Source organism: Pantoea sp. X-Soil-YNGN-844 (assembly GCF_059730595.1).
In genome coordinates this window covers 45230-63124 of record NZ_AP036008.1, presented here as the reverse complement: position 1 = coordinate 63124, position 17895 = coordinate 45230, and the positions used below count along the sequence as shown (strand labels likewise).

At 55.0% G+C, this 17895-nt stretch carries 14 protein-coding genes; 2 read left to right on the top strand and 12 right to left on the bottom strand.

From position 1 onward, the window contains the following. Nucleotides 1-67: 67 nt before the first annotated feature. On the bottom strand, nt 68-2041 hold the full coding sequence (locus AC6I8C_RS19030) for an autotransporter outer membrane beta-barrel domain-containing protein (protein ID WP_497823411.1): 1974 nt from the start codon (nt 2039-2041) through the stop codon (nt 68-70). A 194-nt stretch (nt 2042-2235) separates the two neighbouring features. Beyond that, nucleotides 2236-3126, bottom strand: a complete 891-nt coding sequence (locus AC6I8C_RS19025; RefSeq protein WP_497823410.1) for a MurR/RpiR family transcriptional regulator — start codon at nt 3124-3126, stop codon at nt 2236-2238. Between the two features lie 416 nt (nt 3127-3542). Here AC6I8C_RS19025 and AC6I8C_RS19020 point away from each other — a divergent pair, with 416 nt between their 5' ends. Together AC6I8C_RS19020 and AC6I8C_RS19015 are read left to right on the top strand one after the other, a co-directional pair. After that, a complete protein-coding gene (locus tag AC6I8C_RS19020) occupies nt 3543-5663 on the top strand; it encodes a TonB-dependent siderophore receptor (protein WP_497823409.1) in 2121 nt (706 codons plus the stop codon). Between the two features lie 34 nt (nt 5664-5697). Then, nucleotides 5698-6792, top strand: coding sequence for an ABC transporter substrate-binding protein (locus tag AC6I8C_RS19015; RefSeq protein WP_497823750.1), 1095 nt, complete (start codon nt 5698-5700; stop codon nt 6790-6792). Here the strand turns inward: AC6I8C_RS19015 and AC6I8C_RS19010 are convergent. The 10 genes from AC6I8C_RS19010 to sitC form a co-directional block, all read right to left on the bottom strand. Beyond that, entirely contained in the window at nt 6781-7764 is a 984-nt protein-coding gene (locus tag AC6I8C_RS19010) for an XdhC family protein (protein WP_497823408.1), read from the bottom strand. The two genes, AC6I8C_RS19015 and AC6I8C_RS19010, sit on opposite strands and share 12 nt — an antisense overlap. Further along, the gene (locus tag AC6I8C_RS19005) at nt 7761-8327 is read right to left on the bottom strand and encodes a nucleotidyltransferase family protein (protein WP_497823407.1); all 567 of its coding nucleotides are present in this window, start codon (nt 8325-8327) and stop codon (nt 7761-7763) included. Before AC6I8C_RS19005 ends, AC6I8C_RS19010 begins: the two co-directional genes overlap by 4 nt. Nucleotides 8328-8421: 94 nt before the next feature. After that, on the bottom strand, nt 8422-10731 hold the full coding sequence (locus AC6I8C_RS19000) for a xanthine dehydrogenase family protein molybdopterin-binding subunit (protein ID WP_497823406.1): 2310 nt from the start codon (nt 10729-10731) through the stop codon (nt 8422-8424). Then, a complete protein-coding gene (locus tag AC6I8C_RS18995; protein ID WP_497823405.1) occupies nt 10728-11720 on the bottom strand; it encodes an FAD binding domain-containing protein in 993 nt (330 codons plus the stop codon). Before AC6I8C_RS18995 ends, AC6I8C_RS19000 begins: the two co-directional genes overlap by 4 nt. Further along, nucleotides 11717-12205 carry a (2Fe-2S)-binding protein gene (locus AC6I8C_RS18990; RefSeq protein WP_497823404.1) on the bottom strand — a complete coding sequence of 163 codons (489 nt, stop codon included), beginning with the start codon at nt 12203-12205 and terminating at the stop codon, nt 11717-11719. The genes AC6I8C_RS18995 and AC6I8C_RS18990 overlap by 4 nt, the downstream gene beginning before the upstream one ends. Nucleotides 12206-12840: 635 nt before the next feature. Further along, nucleotides 12841-13404: a hypothetical protein gene (locus tag AC6I8C_RS18985; RefSeq protein ID WP_497823403.1), complete on the bottom strand. Its 564-nt coding sequence runs from the start codon at nt 13402-13404 to the stop codon at nt 12841-12843. 265 nt (nt 13405-13669) lie between these two features. Next, entirely contained in the window at nt 13670-14608 is a 939-nt protein-coding gene (locus AC6I8C_RS18980) for an omptin family outer membrane protease (protein WP_497823402.1), read from the bottom strand. A 727-nt stretch (nt 14609-15335) separates the two neighbouring features. After that, nucleotides 15336-15611, bottom strand: a complete 276-nt coding sequence (locus AC6I8C_RS18975; RefSeq protein WP_497823401.1) for a Tar ligand binding domain-containing protein — start codon at nt 15609-15611, stop codon at nt 15336-15338. Between the two features lie 554 nt (nt 15612-16165). Then, the gene (locus tag AC6I8C_RS18970) at nt 16166-17035 is read right to left on the bottom strand and encodes a metal ABC transporter permease (RefSeq protein ID WP_497823400.1); all 870 of its coding nucleotides are present in this window, start codon (nt 17033-17035) and stop codon (nt 16166-16168) included. Next, nucleotides 17035-17895: an iron/manganese ABC transporter permease subunit SitC gene (sitC, locus tag AC6I8C_RS18965; protein WP_497823399.1), complete on the bottom strand. Its 861-nt coding sequence runs from the start codon at nt 17893-17895 to the stop codon at nt 17035-17037. Before sitC ends, AC6I8C_RS18970 begins: the two co-directional genes overlap by 1 nt.

Below are 17895 nucleotides of genomic sequence, written 5' to 3'. Positions count from 1 at the left end.
TCGTCTGCCGCACCGTTTCAGACAGCGGCAGACGATCCCTGCACGGCTTTTTGATATAACTTATTATTCAAAAACGGGCGTTCAGCCCGACGTTCCAGGTCACCTGATGGTAGTCGCTGTTACCTGTCACCGCTGAAACGCCGGCAAACGCGTTCACCGATGTGCCAATTGGCACGCTCGCACCCAGAGCCATGTTGATCCAGTTATCATCCCTTGAGCCGCTGCTGCGGGTAAAGGCTGTGCGGGTCGATTTCAGTCCGGCGGTAACAGCAGAGTCGCTATCGCCGAACTGATGGTTGTAACTGACCTGCGCCCAGGGATTGATGACTAAATCTTTGCTGTCGATACGCCAGCCCACCGAGCCGATTTGAGAATGCAGCGTCTGGTCGCTAAAGCGCATCGAGGTACTGCTGTTTCCTTCTTCTCTGTAGCCATCAACCTGGGTGTAGTCGAGTGCATAGCTGGCCATCGGGCCGGTGGAGACATAGCGGCCCAGCGGTAGATCCCAGCCGGTCTGCACCCGCATTCCCAGCACCTTGCCGTCGCTGCTGCCCTTCTCCGTGCGGGTCGCCGGTCCCAGCCTGACCTTACGCTCAATATCATCAAAGTTAAGATCGGCATAATGGGCATCTGCATTAATCCATCCCCGATCCAGATAATGTAACTGGCTCCACAGCGCAACCAGATTGCCGCGTAAACGGTAATCAAAGCGCGACGAGGGATCCTGTCGTTGCGAGGTGGTGGAGAGCAAGGCGCCGGCCTGCCAGTGATCGGTCAGCTGATAGCCCACACCCACGGTGCCGGTGGCGCTGGTAGCATCGCCATCCAGCAGGCTGTCGCCGCGGAAATCTCGCTGCTGTCCGGCATAGCCACCGAAAACGGTAAACTCTCCAGCGCTGGCGGGCTGCTGACGCTGCTGTTGCAGATGGCCATCCAGCGTATTCTGCGCATCACCCACCAGCATCGACGGTGCCTGACTCAGTGCGGCCACCTGCAGCGGTGCATTCAGCACTGACTGAATATAATCGGCGATCAGCGCATGCACTGCCGGGCTGGGATGCAGCCGGTCGGCAAACAGATATTGCTGTGACTGCGAAAAACCTGGCGTCGAGGAGGTGCAGTCCATGGATGAGACGCCGGGCGGACAGGCCATGCCCGCCGTGTTGCTGAGTCCATACAGGCGCGGATTATCAATCACCTCATTAAACAGGCCATTAATATCCACCCGCGCGATGTTACCGCGTGCCGCCACCAGGCCCTGTTCCTCCGCCTGGTTGTAACGATCGGTAAGCGCCGCCGCCTCCTGACTCAGCAACTGCCAGGCGGCAATCAGCTGTTGAGCAAGGGCATCGCGGATCAGCGGAATCGAAGAGACCTGACCAGCGGCCTCGTTAAGCGCGGTTTCAATCGCCTGTTCTCTGGCGGCACGATCTGACGTGGTGGTGGCGCTCAGCGACTGAAACAGCGCCGCCGTGGCAGGCTGCGCGGCCGGACCCAGCACCTGCAGAATCGCCTGAAGCAGCGCGGGCGTCGCCCCGACATTCGGCACCGTCGGCACAATCACCGTGCCGGCTCCGGCATCCAGCAAACGACTGACCTGTGAGGCCGCGGCACTGGCACTGTTATCCACGATCTGCTGCGCAGCGAGCGGCGCAAGGGCCGCCGCCGCTAAGTCATTGCCGCCAATCCAGTGAATATAGAGTCCGTCCGGATCGGCGCGTCCGTCGCGCGCCACCAGGTAACGATCAAGCTGATCCTGGGTATTAAATAACGGATTGATCGCGGGCACTGCGACGGCACCGCCCTCCGCATAGTTGTTACCACCCTGGGATGAGGGGCGCAGAGTGTCACCCAGCGACTGCGCCAGGATCTCGTCATAGAGCGGATGGGTCGCACCATCATAGGTAAAACGTCCTACGTTTCCGCCATCGCTCAGGCTGTCGCCAAAGACGGTAAGGTCACTCCATGCCATTGCAGGCAGCGGCGACAGGAGGCTCAGGGTGGCACAACAGAAAAGGTAATGCGCGTGAAGGGGTTTCATCAGCAGCTCCGCACAAAACAAAGTGAGTGAGAAAGAGTAAAAGCCACACCCGGGGGCACAGCACGCTGTAAGCGTAGTCGCCCTGATAAACGTGCTGATGAAAAGAGGCGATCGCGCTCGCAAAGCGGAGAAATTTGACTTAAAGGTGAGCCAGTTTTTACCGGAAAACTCCGGTCATGACGCAGTTAAGCAGGCTACTTTTTGCTGGCAGGTTTTAGCCCGCGGTTGAAATCCTGTAACCGTTTCATGGTTTTAACCGTGCGCTGCGGCAGCGTCGAGGCTACCGACAGGATCAGCATCTCCAGACAGACCATAATGGTGCCGTGCAGCGGAATCCTTCCCTTCTCGCCACCGCGAGGCACATTGATCACCACATCCGCCTCGCGTGCAAAAAAAGAGTCGGTGGCGTTGGTGAGCAGAATAATCGGGATATCCAGCCGTTTCGCCTCTCGCACTACGGTGGTCCCTTCCCGGTGCGCCGACTGTTGCGCCATCATTATCAGCACGTCGCCACGCTGTAGCGCCAGCATCTGCTCTGCCAGCGCAATCCCGGCGCGATTAAGCGAAAAAGCGGGCAGGCCGATGCGGTTCAGCAGCCGCACGCTGTAGTCGGCCAGAATCCCTGAGGCGTTAATGCCAAAAATAGCCACTTCCCGCGCCTCACTCAGTAGCGCCACGGCGTCTGCCATCGCCACCCGGTTCTGCGGCTGCGACAGCACCTCACAGGCATGCCGGTGGCCCGCAAGTACAAAGTCGATGGCGCTGTTTACGTCACTGGTCACCTCACTGACCGTGGTGATCATCTTATCTTCCGAGGTCAGCGAGGCACCAAACCAGCTCCTGAGCGTCTGTTTGAGGTCGCGCAGTCCGCTAAATCCCAGTGCCTGAATAGCACGAATCACGGTGGCATCAGAGGTAGCATTCGCCACGGCGATTCCCATCGCCGTGCTTTCAAGTACCGTTTCACGCTGTTGATCGATATAACGCGCCACAGCCAGCAGACGAGGAGAAAGCTGCTTTTCGCGGGCGCGCAGACGCTCTGCCACCACATCCACCCTGTTTTTACCTGGCCGGTTCTGTTTCATGTTGTTCCTGCTGCTGGGTTAAACGTTGTAAAAATGTAGTGAATGGCTGAATCCGTTTTCTTTTTCACCTGCAAAAGATGGGGGTTTATGCCTCAAACTGTATTTGATATGTAAATAAATTCAATACATTCATTAACCTGCATTAAACACGCATCTGATTACCGGTGAAAGTACCTTTAGCCATAATTGTAGTGATTTATGTACAAATTATGTTTACTACTACATTACCGGATGTTTGAATGATTCTCAATTACAGATGAGAAGCATTGTCGTCCGGGTGCCGTAATGAGCGCCGAGCCCTGATGCTGATCGCCTCTGTTTAAACCGCTGCATCTTGCAGAACACCTTCAGGGAAGCCCGGCGTAGTCGTCAGCCATCGGGCCTTATTAGCTTCAGAAAAAGATACGAAAAGAAAAATGAAAAACAGAGACTCGCGATATCCGGCCCGGCACCCCGCTCTGGTCGTGGCGATCTGTGGCAGCATGCTGTTGCCGCAGGTCAGTGCAGCAACCGACAGCGCATCAGATATAACCGTGACCGCCGATGCCAGCTCAGAGGGAAATTACAGCGCCAGCGAAACCAGCGTTGCCAGTAAAATGCCAACCGCGCGGCTCGATGAAGCACAATCGGTCAGCGTGGTGACGCAGCAGCAGCTGGAGGATTTCCAGGCCAGCTCACTGGCAGATGCAATGCGCTTTGTCAGCGGCGTTTCAGAGGCCAACACGCTGGCGGGTACCGAAGATGGCTTTGTACGACGCGGTTTTGGCAGTAACGCTGATGGGTCGGTTTACCGGGATGGCATCCGCAGTAGTCAGGGGCTCAATTTTGATGCCACGACCGAACGGGTTGAGGTGCTGAAAGGCTCCTCCTCGCTGCTGTATGGCATTCAGAATCCGGGCGGCATTATCAATGTGGTCAGCAAAAAACCGCAATATAGCTGGCACTCCAGCGTTACCGGACGTTATGCCAGTGAAGGTGGCGGTGCAGGTACGCTGGATGTCACCGGCCCGCTGGGCAATGGTTTTGCCTTCCGGCTCATCGCCGAAAAGCAGAATCAGGATTACTGGCGCAACTTTGGCAGCGAAGAGCACACGCTGCTGGCACCCTCTCTGCAATGGTTTGGCGAGCAGGCCAGCTTTCTGATCAGCTATGCCGACTACCGTTATGACATTCCCTACGACCGCGGCACGGCCTTTATCGACGGCAGGCCGATCGATATTGCTTACAAAGATCGTCTGGATGACAAAGCCAACCACGCCTGGGGCCATAACAAAACGCTGAATGCCCACTATGACTGGCAGTTTAATGATGAGTGGCGCACCCGGCTCACCCTGGGCTGGAATCAACGGCGCTATGACAACAATGAGGTGCGCGTAACAGTGGTCAATGCCAGCACGGGCGTGGTGACTCGTCGCGCCGATGCCAACCGCGGATTTAACCACAAAACCAAATATGTGAGCTGGGATCTGCTGGGCAACCCGGAGATTCTGGGCATGCAACATTCACTTGTGGCAGGCACTGACTATGAGATGAATCAGACTTATCGCGCCCATCAGTTTCAGGGTAAGGTCAACCGCCAGTTCAGTTACGTCAATCCCGAGTATGACATCCTGTCACCGGTTACAGATGACAGCACGGAAAACACGACCGGCGCCAACAACCTGAACCGAATTCATAGCCGCTCGCTCTACGCCAAAGACAGTATTTCACTCACACAGGACTGGATTCTGGTGCTGGGCGGTCGTTATCAGCATTATGAACAGCGCGCCTCCCGCGGCGTTAATCCCCAGTCAGAAATCCTGAACGATGAGGGCAATAAGTTTCTGCCACAGGCGGGGATAATCTACAAACTCACGCCTGACCTCTCTTTCTACACCAGCGTTAGCAAATCGTTTACGCCATCCACCGATGTGGATGATGACGGTAATGTTGGCAAGCCGGAACAGGGCACGAGCTGGGAAGTCGGCAGCAAATGGCAGCTTTCGCCGAAACTGCTGGCAACAGTGGCGCTCTACCGGATTGATGAAAAGGCGATGTCGCTTAACATCAATGGCAGCACGCGAGCGATTGATAAGGCCCGTTCGAGCGGCGCTGAATTTGAGCTTAACGGTGAAATCGCACCCGGCTGGGATTTGAGTGCGAACTACAGCTATGATCAGGCAGAGATCGTCAGCGACCGGGTGAATCCGGATAACAACGGCAATCGCCTGCAGAATGCGCCGCGTCATGCCGGTGCGCTCTATCTGAGTCATGAGATGCAGATCACCAGCCTGCCCGGCACGCTCAGGCTCGGCGGTGGTGCGCGCTATGTCGGCAGCCGTGCGGGCGATCCTGATAACAGTTTCACCCTGCCCGACTATGTAGTGGCGGACAGCTTCGTGGCGTGGAACAACCGCCTGTTTGGTGAAAAAACCCAGCTGCGTCTGAATATCAATAATCTGTTTAACCAGCACTACTACAGTTCAAGCGGCGGCAACCTGCGCGTCCGTGAAGGCGAAACCCGTAATCTGATGGTACAGGCCCGTGTGGAATTTTAACTCGCTACGTTCGGTGCTGCTGACGATCACTGTAATGCTGGTCAGCGCGGGTGCACATGCCCGCACGCTGACCGATATCACCGGTCGGCAGGTCACGATTCCCGACCATCCGCAGCGCATTGTGCTGGGTGAAAGCCGGATGCTCTACAGCGTCGCACTGCTGACGCCCGGTAATCCGCTGCAGCATATTGCCGGCTGGCCGCAGGATCTGAAAAAGTACGATCCTCAGACCTGGCAGATTTTTGCCCGCCAGTTTCCGCAAATGGAGACGATTCCCGTGGTGGGGCTGGATGGCGTTAACGATATGAACTCCGAACAGGTCATCGCACTTAAACCCGATGTGGTGATCCTGCCGCAGCTGGCGCGTGACAGTGAAAACAGCGCCGTGCTTGAGAAGATGCTCGCTGCGGCGCATATCCCGGTGGTGAAGATCGATCTGCGGGTTAATCTGCTGAAAAACACTGAGCGCAGCATCACTTTGCTGGGCGAGGTGCTAAATCAGCCGCAGCGCGCGGCTGAGTTTAATCACTTCTACCGCAGCCACATGCAGCGCATTGCCGATCGGCTGGCGGATTATCATGGCCCGAAACCGTCAGTGCTGTTACAGTTACATCTTGGACGACGCAGCGAATGCTGCGTCACCTCGGTGAATGGCAATCTGGGTGAGCTGCTGACGTTTGCTGGTGGCAATAACATCGCCAGCCAGCAGATCAAAGGCGTGTTCGGACGGCTGAGTGAGGAGAGCGTGATTGCGGCCCAGCCGGAGTACTACTTTGCCACCGGCAGCGGCAGCACCGATGAGGTGAGCGCGCTGAAGCTCGGCCCCGCCGTCACCACGTTGCAGACCCGACAGAGCCTGCTGGCACTGACCGGTCAGCAGAATGCGCTGAAGCAGCTGACCGCGCTACGGGAGGGGCATACCGGAGCTATCTGGCACAACTTTTACCTGAGTCCGTGGCACGTCGTAGCGACCGAATTCTTTGCTACCACGCTCTATCCACAGCTGTTCCGCGACGTTGATCCCGAACAGACGTTACAGCAGCTGTTTCGTGATTTCCTGCCCATCCCTTATTCGGGCAGCTATCTTTATCGGCTGGCACCTGAGAAGACAGCGGAATCAGGCGGCTGACTGCCCGCTATTCTTCACCCGGACGATATCGGCCATGACCGACAGCGCAATCTCCGCCGGGGTCTTGCTGCCGATAGGCAGGCCGATGGGCGCATGGATGCGGTCCAGTTCGGCCCGATCCATCCCGGCGATCTGTTGCAGACGTGCCCGTCGTTTCTCACTGTTTTTCGCCGACCCCATAATGCCGATGTAGAACGCGGGGGTTGCAATCGCCTCCATCATCGTCAGGTCATCAATGCGCGGATCGTGGGTCAGTGCCACAATCGCCACCGCGGCGTGCGCTCCATTCAGTTCCAGCCAGCGCGCAGGATGCTGTGATACGAGCGTCACGTTGTCTGCGTCGCTGAAGTGACTTTCCAGCTCCGTCCGCATTTCCGGTCGGTGCTCACAGACCCGCACGTGAAAGCCCAGCATCTGTCCCAGCCGGATGCACTCATGTGCCACACTGGAGTAGCCCGCGATCAGGAGTTCCGGAATCGCGCCAACCGGCAATAACATTTGCTGCTCGCTGGCATCCAGTGCGGGCAGCCTCCTGTCGGCGGCTATCGCCTCCCACTGCGCGCGCTCGCCTGGCCGTATTATTTTTACCAGCGGCTGTTGCCCGCTCAGCGCACGCTGCATCGCCGTCAGCAGCGCCAGCGTGGCATCATCGGGCGGCAGAAACTCAATGACGATTTCCAGACTGCCGCCGCACGGCAGGCTGACGTCAGGACGCATCCCGCCCTCACCGTAGCGTACCCGCTGACTGCTGGCGCGATACGCTCCCGCCGCCAGCTGCGCCAGAAAGTCCTCTTCGATGCAACCGCCTGACAGCGATCCGCAATACGCGCCGGTTTCATTAACCGTCATGAGTGTCCCGGGTGCGCGCGGCGAAGAGCCATAGGTGCGCAGCACGGTGCAGAGCCAGACCTGCTGGCCCGCCTGGCAACTGCTCAGTGCCGCATTAATCACGCGTTGATCCAGCGTTATCATGAAAATTCCTTTATCAGCTGCAGATCGGCAGGAAAATCGATATCACAGAGGCAACCGCGATCGTGAAGCGCCAGCGGGACGGCCTGTGACTTCACTATCGCCTGGGGTCCGGCATCGCCCTGTAACGTGCTTAGTACTGGGAAATAGTGATTCTGAAAGCCCACCGGATGGCCCGGCTTGCCCTCAATAAATGGCCTGACAATCGGCGCATGCGCCAGCGCGGCACTGACGGCGCGGTAACTTTCGGGCGTCACAAACGGCATATCGCCCAGCGCAATCAGCCAGCCGTCGTAGTCACGGCTGGCATTCACGCCCGCCGTGATGGACTCGCCCAGCCCGCCGCTGTCGCACAGCACGACAGTCGCCCGCGAGCAGAGCGACTGGATTGCCAGTGCGTCGGGACGGGTCACCACGAACAGGTCAAGCCCGCTGGCAGCGGCCTGCTCCAGCGTGCGCTGCAATACCGCTTTGCCTTCAAGGTCAGCCAGCAGCTTATGCCCGCCCGCCTGCTGGCGAAAACGTTGACTCAGCCCGGCGGCCAGTACAATCAGCGCAATCTTCACTCTCTTTCTCCGCTATGCGTGAAAAACGGGCGCAGGCTTAGCCCGCGCCCGCATAACCACAGTCCGGCCTGCTGGCAGCAGGTCAGGAACCGGTTCAGATAAGCTTGTCGAGCGTAATCGGCAGATCGCGTACGCGCTTGCCGGTGGCATGGAAGACTGCATTACTGATCGCTGCCGCAACACCGACGATACCCAGTTCACCCACCGGTTTACCGCCCATGGTGGTCGCCTCAAAATCGGGCTCGCCTACGTTGATGGTAGTAATGCTCGGGATGTCACCATTTACCGGCACTAAGTAATCTGCGAGGTTATTGTTGATTACCCGACCGTTACGCGGATCGATGATGCCCTCCTCCATCAGCGCCTGACCCACACCCATGATCATGCCGCCAATCCACTGGCTGCGCGCCAGTTTCGGGTTATAGAGGCGACCGCTGTCGAGCGCTGCCACCATCCGTTTGACTCGGATGGTTCCGAAATCTTCATCGACCCGGACCTCAATAAATTGCGCACTCCAGCTGTGGGCAGAGAATTTTTCGGGGCGGGTGCCGTCATTAAGATTACGCACCATCTTGTCGCGTTCGCTCTCTGACATATCGTCCGGGAAGGTGCCGCCTTTCACCGTCAGACTCTCTGCCGGGGCCAGCGTCGCCAGCTGAGCAAAGGAAACGGCGAGATCGCTGCGCTGATTGTGCTGCACCCCGTCGCCTTTCAGCATGAGCTGAGACGCAGGCGTGCCTTTCAGTGGCGACTGTGACAGTTCGCTGGCCAGCTTCAGCAGCTGGTCGCGCATCCGTTTGGCTGTGTCGTTCACCGCCGCGGTCACGTTGCCTGCCAGCTGCGATCCGCCCGCTACACCCGCGCGCGGCAGCTCGGTATCACCCAGCTGCACCTCAATGGTGGTGGAGGCGACGCCCAGAATATCGGCAGCGGTCTGCGCCAGAATGGTATAGGTTCCGGTGCCGATATCCGCACCGCCACACTGGACAACAAATGTTCCCTGCGGCGTCAGGATAATTTTCGCTTCGGCAGGGAGTTTGTTGACCGGATAGGTGCCGGAGGCCATGCCCCAGCCAATCAGTTCACGCCCTTCGCGCATTGAGCGCGGCGTCATGATGCGCTTGTCCCAGCCAAAGGCTTCTGCGCCTTTCTGATAGGCTTCTTTCAGACGGCGAGAACTCCACGGCAGGTCGAGCTGATAATCTTTATCTGCCCAGTTGCGCAGACGCAGCTCCAGCGGGTCGATGTTCAGGGCATAAGCCATCTCATCCATCGCCACTTCCAGTCCAAAGGCGCTTGGGTTTTCACCTGGCGCGCGCATCCAGCCTGGCGTCACCGTATTAATCGGCCTGACCTGATGCTGCGCGGAAACGTTGCCTACCGCATACATGCGCGCAGTGACTTTGCTGCAGTTCTCGGCGAACACATCAATGAGTGACGTTTCACTGAAGCTGCGCTGGATAATTGCCTGGATTTTGCCGTCGCGGGATGCGCCCAGCTCCAGCTGCTGCGAGGTCGCCGGACGCCCGCCAAGACCGGTAAAAGTCTGCGGACGGGTCAGCGACACTTTGACCGGGCGCTTCAGCGCACGCGATGCCGCCGTCGCCAGCGCAACATGGGTGTAAGGCACCGGCTTAGAGCCAAATCCACCGCCGACATACGGCGAGATGATCCGCACGTTTTCCACCTCAATGCCCATCCACTCGGCAATCTCTACCTGCGCGCCAGCTACCCACTGGCTCGGCTCCCAGACGGTAATGCGCCCATCCTGCCACTCCGCCACACAGGCGTGCGGCTCCATTGGCATGTTGTATTCACGCGGGGTGGTATAACGCTGGCTCAGGCGCACCTCGGCCTGGTTCATCGCCGACTGGGCATCGCCCATATCGATATCCTGCTTCGGGAGCGGTTTCGGCTCGACGCCCTCATCGGTGGCAAAAATCAGTGCGTCAGAGGTTTCATACTCGATCTCCACCAGCGAGGCAGCATAGGTCGCCTGCTCAAACGTTTCGGCGACGACCAGCCCAATGTTCTGACCGTTGTGAATAATCACATCGTCCTGAATCGGGGTGTAGGTTGACTGCGCCGCGCCGCCATCGGCAATCGCCGTGGGCTTGTTGATCTTCAGCGTGTTCAGATGGGTATAGACCGCCAGAACGCCTGCGGCCTGCTGCGCTTTTTCCGTCGCCATGTGGCTGATGCGGCCGCTGGCAATCACAGACTGGATCACCACGCCGTAGAGTGGATTTTCCGGCTGATGTTCTAACGCATAACGGGCCTCACCGGTGACTTTCACTTTACCATCGCCACGCGAGCGGGCAGCGCCCAGGCCTTCAATCCGGATGTCTGCCGCTGAGTTCGCGTTGATCACATCCGGACGCGCTTTATCGTTTTCTTCACTCATGCGGTTTCTCCTGCTGCCATCAGCGCGCGTGCAATCACTCGCGGCGCCAGTTTTACTTTATAGGCGTTGTGGGTCAGCGCCTGCGTCTCCTGAGTAATGCGTTCTGCCGCCTGGAACACCGTCTCTTCATCAAACGGCTGGCCTTCCAGCGCCTGCTCGACCGATCGGACGCGCCAGGGTTTAGTGGCGACACCGCCCAGGGCAATATGCACGTCACGCATCACGCCGTTTTCCAGCGTGAAGCCTGCGGCCGCGCTGGCTGCTGCAAACTCATAGGAGCTGCGGTCGCGGACTTTAAGGTAGTGTGAGTGGCGGAGTGACTCAGTTTGCGGCACGTCAATGGCCACAATGATCTCGTCATCGCGCAGATCGTGCTCACGGTCAGGCGTATCACCCGGCAGCAGGAAGAAGTCATCAATTGCGATGCGGCGGGTTTCGCCCTGCTGATTCTGCAGAACGACGATGGCGTCAAACGCCACCAGCGCAACCGCAAGATCGCCGGGATAGACGGCAATGCAACTGTCGCTCGCGCCCAGAATCGCGTGATTGCTGTTCACGCCATCCAGGGCGGCGCAGCCGGAACCAGGATTGCGTTTGTTGCAGGCCGGGAACGTTGCCGGGTCACGGTAGTAGTTACAACGGGTGCGCTGACGTAAATTCCCGCCCAGCGACGCCATATTACGAATCTGCGGTGAGGCAGCCTGCCACAGGCTGCCATAGATGGCTGGCGCGCTCTGCTGGCAGGCGGGATGATCGGCCAACTGGCTCATGGTGACCAGTGCACCAGCGGTGATCTTATCGTCATCAAACTGCAGGTTTTTCAGCGCCGTTAAGCCGCTGATGCCAATTAATTGTGGTGGCGTGAAGACACCACACTTCATCAGATCGAGCTGCGTCGTGCCGCCCGCCAGCAACTGACTGCCCGACTGCTGTTTCAGAGTGGCAGCCTCTTCAGGTGACTGCGCAACTTTCCAGCTGAATTCATTCATGCGGACTCCTTCGCCATCTCAGCAGCGGCCTGTTTAATCGCATCGACGATGTGCGGATAAGCCCCGCAACGGCAGAGATTGCCGCTCATGTATTCACGGATCTCATCGTCTGAACCGGCATGACCTTCTTTGATGCAGGCAACAGCAGACATGATCTGACCCGGCGTGCAATAACCGCACTGGAAGGCATCATTCTCCATAAAGCAGCGCTGCACCGGATGCAGTTCACCCTCGTTGGAGGCCAGCCCTTCAATGCTGGTGACGTCAGCGCCATCCGCCTGGGCCGCCAGCGTCAGGCAGCTCAGCACCCGCTGACCATTTATCAGCACGGTGCAGGCACCGCATTGTCCCTGATCGCACCCTTTTTTGGTGCCGGTCAGGTTAAGATGCTCACGCAGCGCATCCAGCAGAGTGACTCGCGGATCGACCTGCATCTGCTGCGACTGACCATTGACCTGCATTGTTAGCGATATTTTTTCCGACATTGTCTGCTTCCCATTGTTGGGGGCTAAAAGATGAAATTTTTATAGGTTTATTTCTGACGGGAGTTAAATCGGGGAAAATCGTGATAACCCTAATCTTTACGCGCGTATCTCTGTCTTAAGGTTTAGCAGCTTTTTGGCAATCTGGCGGGTATGTCAGGAAAAAGTCAGCGTTATCTGAGGAAAAAAGGAATGCAAAACGTTATATAGTATATAATATAGCGATTTCATATTATTGATTTTATTTGATATATTCCTGGATCATTTCAGCCAGCATCGCTTACAGCGATTGATGCAGCCGCTTCACTAATTTTTCCACAAATTGCAGCCCAGACATCATCTGCCAGTCGCAGTGGCAGACCTGATACCAGGCGGAGTGAAAAGGCAGGTCACCCTGATAGCGCCAACCCCTGGCATAAGAACAGGCGCGTTCAGGCGTGTTTAATCAGACACGCCTCAGATGATCAGTCTGGCCAAAAATGTGGCCCTGGCGAAGTCATACACCGGAATTTTCAGGGGCTATCCCTATCCTCTGCGAAAATGGCAGAAATGCTCAATCCCTTCCGGTGTCAACGATACTGGCCGGTTGCTTATCATTCCTTCACTGTGAGGATGCTACAGCGACAGGTGAATCGTGATTAGCTGCCGCCTATAAGATGCTGACAACGATTTCTGGCGTCCCAGTTATCCCGGGGAAGCGTTTTAAAATCAGACGCAATTCTGGCAGGGTCTGAATAAACAGTAATGGCATAATCCAACGAAATCTCCTGAGCACCATATTTAGTATCAATAAAGTAGCGTTTGCCCGCTTGTGGAATAAATGGAACCCACTGTGAGAGTAAATAGCTTTCCGGGAATCTTGTTTTTTTTCCTTGTGTGTCGTAATCGCTCATTATCGTGTTGAGCTGCTGAAAAGCCATGAGCCTGCCAGGCTTTACCTTTGCTGTCATCACGCGCCCCGCGGAGGGGATAAGATTTGACTCCAGCTGATGACGATCAACCCTGTCATAACAGGTGCCTTTCTTCTCATAGACCGAAAGATAAAATGTACCCACAAATCCCTCTGGATTGATAGCCACCACCGTCGCTGCATCTTTACCTTCGTAATCTGTGTAATTAAGAGGTAAAAGCGTGGAACAGCCATTGAGGAAAATAACGGGGAAAAACGCAGCAATTCTCATGATTTTCGGGATGACATGCATTTATTTTCTCTTCCTAAGATGCGTTATGCTGGACGCTATCAGCAAACGGGAATGACATTTAACGATATTTATCGACTAAATTAGGTTTACCATTACTTTAACTAAACATGCAGAACTAATGGGCTGAAAGTTTATTTAAATAAATCAGCTTGTTGATTTGATTTTTAATTACATACGCAATTAATATTTTTATCGTTTTGCTGAAAACATTAAAAAGCCCCAAAGGGGCTTTACGTTACATTATCATCTGGCGTACAGAATCGAATCAGAACCGGTATTGCAGACCAGCTGTGATGGTATAGTTTTTATTAGATATACCAGCCGCATCGCCACCAATAGATGCTGATTCACCGGAGAATCTGTCAATAATCTGAGTGCTGCCTTTGCCTTCTTCATATTTGCTGTAGGTGAATTCGGCAAACACTTTGGCATTTGGCGTGACATAATAGCCGGCATCTACTGATGTTCCGTAGTACCGCGAATGAGTCGCTTTCTCACGGAAGGTAAGATCGCGCATGTAATGCTCGTCATTATCGTGTGCCCGCACCCAGTCACTGAATTTAAATAAGGCGTTAAATTCAAAATCGTTAATACGATACTGGCCCGCAAGGCCAATATACGGCATGGAAAAACGCTGGCTATAGCCAATACCGCGCTCGCCTCTTGGGAAATCACCGACAGAAGCGCCGTTATCGTAATTGTATGAACCGCCAAAAGCTGTCCAGCTTAAACGGGTTTCCTGATAACCAGCGGTCAGCCCGGCCTTATAGTTATCGCCCTGTAACGCCCAGCCTTTGACATTGAGATCGTATTCATTGGCGTAATTAACATCTGTGCGGGGATGGGATGAATGGTCCGTCCAGTCAGACTGGTTGTCATCGAGCCAGTCATAGTCGTCCATATGACCCGAACCAGAAGCCAGTGAAGTCCAGCCTCGCGCATTCAGCGTCAGAAATGAGTATGCATCCCAGGATAACTCGCCCTTGAGAATAGCAACATTCTTTATTTTCCAGTCCAGCTGACTGACTTTGCGACCTGTTTCGGTGCCGTAAACCATCTCATGAGATTTGCCACTCAGCATCCCGGCTGACGTCGACACAGTAAAGCTTTCCGGAGAAAAATTCGGTGAAAATCGACCTGCATCTGCACAGGCTCCGCCTGACAGAGTCGCCATTATCATCACTGCAACGGTGCTTTTTTTCATTTCAGTTCCATATCCATAAAGGTAATCCCTGTACAGCAGCGCCGTTCTTTTCGTAGCACGGCTGCTGCGCTTCTATACTCACCTGCCGGGTCCAGGCCCCGGAGCCCTGGCGAAAGCCTGCGCGACGGCTCATGCGAAGCCGCGGGTCTCTTGCCCCTTTTTGCTCGCAGCTTTGAACCGTTAAGGCAAATTCCTTAATCGGCTGCTTTCTGAAAAACATTAATTATTTTTGTTATTTCGCAGTGCGTCACTCATCAGCCCTTTTTTGCCCGGTCAGAAAATTGTTTCAGGCGAGCAACTGCTGCGGCTGGTAAATATCCGCCTTACGGGAAAAAGACAAATGAGACGATGACGACATTAAGGAGAGATGTTTTCTGAAGTGAGGTTTTTTAGCACCAGTAAATGATGCGATGACCATCCCCGCACAGGGCACTTAGGTGCTATTTTACATTTTGCAAGGTCTGCCAGCGTTAACGGCAGGTCGAAAGTTCTATGCAATAGCTTAACCGGCAGTGCCGTGGGGTACAGTTCAGGCAGTTTTGCTCAGGCCTTAGCACTGAGCGAATCATTCATAATTCTGTCATCTGCCCTTCCACCCGAAGCGTGATCAAAATGGTTAGCGCGGAAGTTAGATTTCTCAGCGTCCCAGCTCAGGCTGCGGCACTCTTTTTCAGTTCGAACCGGGCCATAAATCGCATTAAGCCTGCATGGCTGACTTCAGGCGTGATCAGATGTAGATGGCTTTCTGAGCGACCATCCTGTCCCATTCAGGCTGTCTGTCATTCTGTTCATTCAGTAATGCAATATTCCTGACTGCGACCGCCATGTCTCTGGCCGCATTTCGCATGTTCTGAATCAGTTCATAGCGGTAGATTTTATTATTTACAGCGTTTTCCATATCGTCCCTTGCCTGCCAGAGTGCATGAAGTGCCGTCCCGGTGCAGAGAAGAAAAAGGATGATCAGCAGGCTATACCCTGCGACAAGACGCGTGGCTATTTTCATATTATTTTCCGTTATGTTTTTGAGATTTCTATGTTGCTCTGGTGTTAAGAAGTGAGGTTGAATAAAAAACCATGAAAAACTTTATCTGGTCGCGCCATTAATAACCGCGCGACAGGAAAGATATATTGACAATGAGGGAGAAACGACGAGATAAGAAATAGAGAATGACGCCTGAAAAAATATAACCCTCTGGTAATAAACATTTAAAATAATAAAATTCAGTAAATTAATTGGTATTAAAAAATATTTCGTATACAAATTATTTCTAAGCATGTTCTTTGTTCAACCGGCTGCATACATTGCCGGAATCATAAATTTCCAAGGGAGTGCGCTATTTTAGTTTTTTCGCATAACTATCTAAATCTGTGCTGATACCACCATTAATAATTACTGAGTGATTAAATTATCCGCTCCGGGCACAGAGCGGATATCACTGCCAGACCCAACAAGATGAATCCTTCGCCGTTTAAAGCATCAACTTTCAGGCTTGAGAATAAGTCTGTTTAGACGCTCTCCACTCTGAAATCCGAATTTCACCGCGCCATATTATTGCCTCAGGATGATTTATCACCGCAGACGCTCTTTTCGTTATACCGATGTTTCAGCCGTTCCCGCTGCCGGGTTTTCCGTCCCGCCATGACCATCGCTACGACAAATACCACAGCAAACAACACCACAATCGTCGGCGCAGGCGCGCTGTCGATAAAGAACGAGAGATAAACGCCGCTCAGCGACACCAGCACCGACACCATGACCGCCATCAGCAGCGCATGTGAAAAACGACGGGTGAGCAGCACCGCAATAGCGCCGGGCGCGATAAGCAGGGAGATCGACAGGATGATCCCCACCGCTTTCAGCGTCGCTACAATGGTCAGCGAGACCATGCAGAGCAGCCCGTAATGCAGCAGACGGGCGGGTAAGCCAGAGACCTGCGCCTGCTGAGGATCGAAGCTGAACAGCATAAAATCACGCCACTTCACGACAATCACCATAACAATGATCAACGCGATAATCGCTGTCTGAATGATATCTGCGCCGGTTATGCCAAGCATGTCACCAAACAGAATATGATCGAGGTGCACTTCAGGTTTCACGGCGATGTAGAGGATTAGCCCCACTGCAAACATGCCGGAGAAGACAATGCCCAGCACGGTGTCCTGCTTAATACGGCTGTTGTCCTGCAGGAAACCACTGGCGACGGCACAGAACAGCCCTGCAACAAACGCGCCCACCGCCAGCGGCAGTCCCGCCATCCACGCAAGCACGATGCCCGGGAAAACCGCATGGCTCATGGCATCGCCCATCAGCGCCCAGCCTTTCAGCACCAGAAATACCGACAGCAGTGCACAGGGAATCGCCACGACCAGCGCGATCAGCAGTGCGCTGTTAATAAATGCAAACTGAAACGGTTCCAGTATCCACATCAGCCAGGCTCCTTCTCAGGGTGATGGCGGCCACGACGCCGGTTAGCCAGCAGGCCATGTTTCGGTGCAAAAACAAATGCCAGCAGGAACAGCAGCGTCTGCGCCACCACGATAATGCCGCCCGTTGCGCCATCCAGGTAGTAACTCGCCCAGGCACCCAGAAAACTGGTGATGCTGCCAATCGCGACAGCAATCATCAGCAAACGCGGAAAGCGATCGGTGAGAAGCCAGGCGGTCGCGCCGGGCGTCACCACCAAACAGATCACCAGAAACGCGCCAACAGTTTGCAGCGCCGCTACGGTTGAAACTGCGAGCAGAGTAAAGAAGAGGATTTTCAGCCGTTCAGGCCGCAGACCAATGGCGCGCGCGTGGTTCTCATCGAAGAAGGTGACCATCAGATCTTTCCACTTAAACAGCAGAATGATAATCGACAGCCCGCCAATCAGCGCCAGCTGGAGAATATCGGCTGGTGCAATCGCCAGTATGTTGCCCAGCACAATGGTCTGTATGTTCACGGCAGTCGGATTTAGCGACACCATAAACAGACCCAGACCAAAGAAAGAAGAAAAGATCAGGCCAATAATCGCATCTTCTTTTAAACGGGTGCGCTGATTAAGTAACAGCATACTGCCCGCTGCCAGCCCGCCGGAAAGAAATGCCCCCAGCGCAAATGGCAGCCCTAGCATGTAAGCGCCCGCGACGCCTGGTACAATAGAGTGTGACAGCGCGTCACCTATCAGTGACCAGCCCTTGAGCATCAGATAGCAGGAGAGAAATGCGCAGAGTCCGCCTACCATCGCGGAGACCCACATCGCGTTAAGCATGTAGTGATAACCAAAAGGTTCCAGTAACTGCGCCAT